We start from the raw sequence: 6,722 nt of genomic DNA, 5'->3' as shown, positions 1-6,722 counted from the left end.
GTCCGGACGGTGTGCTGTCGGCGATGGCGCAGGACTGCGTGACCGGTGAAGGCGCCGCCTTCGTCCCTGTCCTGCGCGAGGGCCGTCCCGAGCCGGAGACCGCCGTGACCGCCCTCGCCCACGCCCACGCCCGCGGTGTGACGGTCGACTGGGCCCGGTTCTTCGCCGGGACCGGCGCCCGCCGCGTGGACCTGCCCACCTACGCCTTCCAGCGCGAGCGCTACTGGCTGGAGGAGGCCGACGCCGTGACCTCCGGCGAGGACGTCAGCGGTACGTCCGGCGCCGTGGACGCGCAGTTCTGGGAAGCCGTCGACAGCGCTGACCTCGTGGTGCTCGCCGGCACCCTGGGCATCGACACCGGCCAGCCGCTGAGCGAGCTGCTGCCCGCGCTGTCGGCGTGGCGCCGGCGACGCCAGGAGGAGTCCGTCGTGGACGGCTGGCGGTACGGCGTCACCTGGAAGCCGATGGACATCCCCTCCGCCGGCCGCCCGTCCGGGACGTGGATCGTCGTGAGCACCGCGGAGGACGGGGAGGGAGGCCTTCCCGCCGTCTCCGACGCCCTGGCGGCACGCGGGGCGGAGGTACGGCACCTCGTCGTCACCTTCGCCGAGGCCGGCCGGGAGGCACTCGCGGGCCGGCTGCGCGAGGTCGCGGGAGCGGGCGGGGCCGGCGGTGTCGCGGGCGTCGTGTCGCTGCTGCCTCTCGCCGAGCAGCCGCATCCCGTGCATGCCGCCGTGCCCGCAGGGCTGTTGCTTACGGGAACGCTGGTGCAGGCACTGGGCGACATCGGCATGACGGCACCGCTGTGGTGTGTCACGTCGGGGGCCGTGTCGACCTCGGCGGTGGACCGCCTGACGAGCGTCGCGCAGGCCCAGGTGTGGGGTCTGGGACGGGTCGTGGCCCTGGAGCACCCCGACCGCTGGGGCGGACTCGTGGACCTGCCCGGCACCGTGGACGAGCGGGCCCTGGACCGGCTGCTCGGCGTGCTTACCGGCAGCGGAGGGGACGAGGACCAGGTCGCCGTACGCACGGGTGGCCTGCTGGCCCGCCGCATCCAGCACGACCCCCACCACGCGTTCGACCGCGCGCCGGTGGAGCAGCGTTCGCCGTGGCGACCCCGCGGCACCGTCCTCGTCACCGGCGGAACGGGCGCCCTCGGCGGCCACGTGGCCCGATGGCTGGCGGCACACGGCGCGGAGCACGTGGTGCTGGTCAGCAGGCGCGGGCCGCAGGCACCCGGCGCGGACGAACTGCTCGCCGAGATCGGCGCCCTGGGCGCCCGGGCCACGGCCGTGGCCTGCGACGTGACCGACCGCCAGGCCGTCGCCGACCTCCTGGCCGGGCTGCGCGTACCCCAGGCCGACGGAACGACCGGAACGGGTCTCACCGCCGTCTTCCACACGGCGGGCGCCGGGCAGTTCGCGCCGCTGGCGGAGACCGGCCCCGCCGACGTGGCCGACGTCGTCGCCGCCAAGGTCGCGGGCGCCACCCACCTGGACGAACTCCTCGGCACGGCCGAGCTGGACGCCTTCGTCCTCTTCTCCTCCATCGCGGGTGTGTGGGGCAGCGGCGGCCAAGCCGCCTATGCCGCCGCCAACGCCCACCTGGACGCCCTCGCTGAGCACCGCCGGGCCCGCGGGCTGACGGCCACCTCGGTGGCCTGGGGCCCTTGGGCCGAGGGCGGCCTCGTCGCCGACGACGGCGCGGAGGAGCAGCTGCGGCGGCGCGGACTGCCCGCGATGGCGCCGAAGCTGTCCCTCACGGCGCTCCAGCGCGCGCTGGACGGCGACGAGACCACCGTGATCGTGGCGGACGTCGACTGGGACCGGTTCGCCCCGGCCTTCACCGCCGCCAGGTCGCGCCCGCTGATCGGCGACCTGCCCGACGTGCGCCGCGCGCTCACCGCCGGACAGGAGGACGCCGGCACGGCCACAGACGAAGCCCCGGACCTCCAGGCGCAGTTGCAGGGGCTGACCGCGGCCGAGGCGGAGCGGGTCGTGCTCGACCTGGTCCGCGCGCAGGTCGCTGCCGTCCTCGGCCACCAGGGCACGGCGTCCGTCGACCCGGCACGCGCCTTCAAGGAACTGGGCTTCGACTCGCTGACCGCCGTCGAACTGCGCAACCGGCTCCAGACCGCGACCGGACTGCGCCTTTCGGCCGCCCTCGTCTTCGACCACCCGACCCCCGCGGCGCTGGCGGCGCACGTCCGGGCGGAAGCCGTCGGCGAGGACACCACCCCCGCACTGCCCGCCCTCGCGGAGATCGACAAGCTGGAATTCCTCCTGTCGTCCGTCCCCGAGGACACCACCGAACGCGCACGCGTCACCGCACGGCTCGAATCCCTCCTGGCGAACTGGAACAGGGCGGAACGAGCGGCCATCGGAGAGGGCGAGGACGAGGACATCGAAATCGCCTCGGCGTCCGCCGACGACCTCTTCGACATCATCAACAAAGAATTCGGAAAATCCTGAGCCGATGGCTGTTCCGACGACCCGCCCGACGTACGTACGGCATTTCGTGATTCCCCAAGGGGTGACGCTCCGGTGACCAGCGCGAACGAAGAGAAGCTTCTCGAGAACCTGAAGTGGATGACCGCCGAGCTGCGCCGGTCCCGCCGCCGAGTCCAGGAGATCGAGGCCGACGCGCGGGAACCCATCGCCATCGTGGCGATGAGCTGCCGTTTCCCCGGCGGCGTCAGGTCGCCGGAGGACCTGTGGCGACTGGTGGACGAGGGCGGCGACGCCATCTCCGGATTTCCCGGCGACCGCGGGTGGGACGTCGCGTCCCTCACCGACTCCGATCCCGACCGCAAGGGCGCCTTCTACAACACCGGCGGCGGATTCCTCGACGACGCGACGCTCTTCGACCCCGCATTCTTCGGGATATCGCCGCGCGAGGCCCTCGCGATGGACCCGCAGCAGCGCCAGCTGCTGGAGGTCACCTGGGAGGCGTTCGAGCGGGCCGGCATCGACCCCTCGACCGTGCGCGGCACCCGTACCGGCGTCTACGTCGGTGCCAGCGCGATGGGATACGGAGCCGACCTCAGGGAGGTCCCGGAGGAACTGGAGGGGCTGCTGCTGACCGGCGGCGCCACCAGCGTCCTGTCCGGCCGCGTCAGTTACGTCTTCGGGCTGGAGGGCCCGGCCGCCACCGTCGACACCGCGTGCTCCTCCTCCCTCGTCGCCCTGCACCTGGCGACCCAGGCGCTGCGCCAGCGCGAGTGCTCGCTCGCCGTCGTCGGCGGCGTGTGCGTGATGCCCAACACCGACGTCTTCGTCGAGTTCAGCCGCCAGCGCGGGCTGGCCCCCGACGGACGCTGCAAGTCCTTCGCCGCCTCCGCCGACGGCACCGGCTGGTCCGAGGGCGCGGGCGTGCTCCTCGTGGAGCGGCTGTCGGACGCACTCCGCAATGGGCATCCAGTGCTGGCCGTCGTGCGGGGCTCCGCCGTCAACCAGGACGGCGCCAGCAACGGGCTGACCGCGCCCAACGGGCCCTCGCAGCAGCGCGTCATCCGCCAAGCCCTCGAGAGCGCCCAGCTCTCCGCCGCCGAGGTCGACGTCGTCGAGGCCCACGGCACGGGCACCCGACTGGGGGACCCGATCGAGGCGGAGGCGCTGCTGGCCACCTACGGCAAGGACCGCCCCGAGGGGAACCCGCTGCGCCTGGGCTCCCTCAAGTCCAACATCGGCCACACCCAGGCGGCCGCCGGCGTCGCGGGCGTCATCAAGATGGTCATGGCGATGCGGCACGGCGTGCTGCCGCAGACCCTCCACGTCGACGAGCCCACCCCCGACGTCGACTGGTCGGCCGGCGACGTCGCCCTGCTCACCGAGCGCATGCCGTGGCCCGGGACGGGCGCGCCGCGGCGCGCCGCGGTCTCCGCGTTCGGCGTCAGCGGTACCAACGCCCACACCATCATCGAGCAGGCTCCGGGGCCCGAGGAATCCGAGGCCCCGGAGCCGCAGGCCGTCTCCCCGGCGCCCATGACCCCGTGGCCGCTGTCCGGGAAGGGGCAGGAGGCGTTGCGCGCCCAGGCCCGCCGCCTGTCCGCGCACGTTGAGGAGAACACCGGGCTGCGCGCGGTGGACGTCGCCGGCTCACTGGCGCAGGGACGCGCCTCGTTCGCGGACCGTGCGGTGGTCGTGGCCGAGGACCGCACGGGCCTGCTGGCGCGGCTGGGCGCCCTGGCCGAGGGCGACCCGGCCCCCGGTGTGGTGACCGGTTCGCCGGTCGCCGGCAAGCTCGCGTTCCTGTTCACGGGGCAGGGCAGCCAGCGCCCGGGGACCGGGCGCGAGCTGTACGCGGCGTACCCCGTGTTCGCGGACGCGCTGGACACGGTGTGCGCGCACTTCGAAGTGCCCCTGAAGGACGTGCTGTTCGGCGACGACAATGATCTGCTGAACGAGACGGCCCACGCGCAGCCGGCGTTGTTCGCGGTGGAGGTGGCGCTGTTCCGGCTGCTGGAGTCGTGGGGTGTGAGGCCGGACTTCGTGTCCGGTCACTCGATCGGCGAGCTAGCTGCTGCGCATGTGGCGGGGGTGCTGTCGCTGGATGATGCGTGTGTGCTGGTGGCGGCGCGTGGGCGGTTGATGCAGGCGCTGCCGGCGGGTGGCGTGATGGTCGCGCTGGAGGCGTCGGAGGACGAGGTCCTGCCGTTGCTGACGGAGCGGGTGAGTGTCGCGGCGGTGAACGGGCCGCGGTCGGTGGTGATCGCGGGTGACGAGGACGCCGCTGTCGCGGTCGTGGAGTTCTTCGGGGACCGGAAGTCGAAGCGGCTGGCGGTCAGTCATGCGTTTCATTCGCCGCACATGGACGGCATGCTGGACGCGTTCCGTGAGGTGGTGTCGGGGCTGTCGTTCGAGGCCCCGAGCATTCCGGTCGTCTCCAACCTGACGGGCGCCCTGGTCACGGACGAGATGGCGTCGGCGGACTTCTGGGTGCGGCATGTCCGGGAGGCCGTGCGCTTCCTCGACGGCGTCCGCGCGCTGGAGGCCGAAGGAGTCACGACCTGCCTCGAACTCGGCCCGGACGGTGTGCTGTCCGCGATGGCGCAGGAGTGCGTGACGGGCGAAGGCGCGGCCTTCGTCCCCGTCCTGCGGAAGGGCCGTGCTGAGGCGGAGAGTGCTGTCACGGCTCTGGCGCAGGCGTACGTGCGGGGCGTGGAGGTGGACTGGGCCGGGTTTTTCGCCGGCACGGGCGCACAGCGTGTCGACCTGCCCACCTACGCGTTCCGCCGGCAGCGCTACTGGATCGAGCCGGGCACCGGCGTCGGCGACGTGCGTGCCGCCGGGCTGGAGGCCGTGGACCACCCCCTGCTGGGGGCGGCCGTCGCCCTCGCCGACGGCGAAGGGTTCCTGCTCACCGGCCGCCTCTCCCTCGACACCCACCCCTGGCTCGCCGACCACGCCGTGTGGGGCTCCGTGATCCTGCCGGGCACGGCCTTCGTGGAACTGGCCGTCCGCGCCGGTGACCAGGTCGGCTGTGACGTCCTGGAGGAACTCACCCTCCAGGCCCCGCTCGTGCTGCCCGAGCACGGCGGCGCGCAGATGCAGATTCACGTCTCCGCGCCGGACGCCGACGGCACGGGCCGGCGCACCTTCACGCTCTCCTCCCGCGTCCAGAACGGCGCCGGCGACGAGTCGTGGGTGCGGCACGCCGACGGCGTCCTCGCCCGAGGCGCCGCCCGCCCGGACTTCGAGCTCACCCAGTGGCCCCCGGCGGGAGCCGAGCCCGCGGAGACGGACGACCTGTACGAGGTCCTGGACGGACTCGGTATGGGCTACGGGCCGGTGTTCCAGGGTCTGACGGCCGCGTGGCGCCTCGGGGAGAGCGTGTACGCGGACATCGCGCTGCCCGAGGGGCACGCCTCGGCCGCGCGGGACTTCGGCCTGCACCCCGCCCTCCTCGACGCCTGTCTGCACGCGCTGGCGCTGGGCGGGCTGGGCGGCACCGTGGGTGTGGGACGCCTGCCGTTCTCCTGGACCGGGGTGACCCTGCACGCCGCGGGCGCCGAGGCCCTGCGCGTCCACGTCGCGCGGAAGGGCACGGACGGCATACGCCTGGAGATCGCCGACACCTCTGGCGCACCGGTCGCCACCGTGGACGCCCTCGCCCTGCGTACCGTCTCCGCCGAGCAGGTACGCATCGCCGAAGCAGCCCACCTGGACTCGCTGTTCGGCATCGAATGGTCGTCCGTGACCGTCGCGGGTGGTGACGGCGCGCCGAGCCGGCGCTGGGCCGTGCTCGGCCGGGACGAACTCGGCCTGGCCTCTTCCACGGGCGCGGTCGTGGCGGAGTACGCCGGCCTTGCCGCGCTTCGCGAGGCACTGTCGGCGGGCGAGCCGGCCTTCGACGCCGTCTTCGCCCACCTGCCCGGAACCGGTGACGACGGCGTGGCCGGCACGGTGCACTCGGCCGTCCAGGGCGCGCTGGGAACCGTGCAGGAATGGCTCGCGGACGAGCGCCTCGCGGACACACCGCTGGTGTGGCTGACGTCGGGTGCCGTGACGACGGTGCCCGGTGGAGCGGTCGCGGACCTCGCGGGCGGTGCGGTGCGTGGTCTGCTGCGCTCGGCGCAGTCGGAGCACCCCGTCCGGTTCGTCCTCGTCGATCTCGACGGCGACCCTGCCTCCGTCCAGGCGCTCTCCGCGGCCCTCGCCACCGGCGAACCCCAGTTCGCGATCCGCCGCGGCACCGTCCACGTGCCCCGCCTGGCCCGGGTC

At 73.8% G+C, this 6,722-nt stretch carries 2 protein-coding genes; both read left to right on the top strand.

Features of this window, described 5'->3' with window-relative positions; all coding sequences use genetic code 11:
• The coding region (locus ACP4J0_RS37925) for an SDR family NAD(P)-dependent oxidoreductase (RefSeq protein ID WP_426603908.1) at positions 1-2,471 on the top strand (2,471 nt) is incomplete at its 5' end.
• A gap of 72 nt (positions 2,472-2,543) precedes the next feature.
• A partial coding sequence (locus tag ACP4J0_RS37920; protein WP_426603906.1) for a type I polyketide synthase occupies positions 2,544-6,722 on the top strand: 4,179 nt, incomplete at its 3' end.

Origin of the sequence: Streptomyces sp. WG7, from assembly GCF_049975785.1 — a bacterium.
Taxonomy (GTDB): domain Bacteria; phylum Actinomycetota; class Actinomycetes; order Streptomycetales; family Streptomycetaceae; genus Streptomyces.
This window is presented reverse-complemented; position numbering and strand designations above follow the sequence as displayed.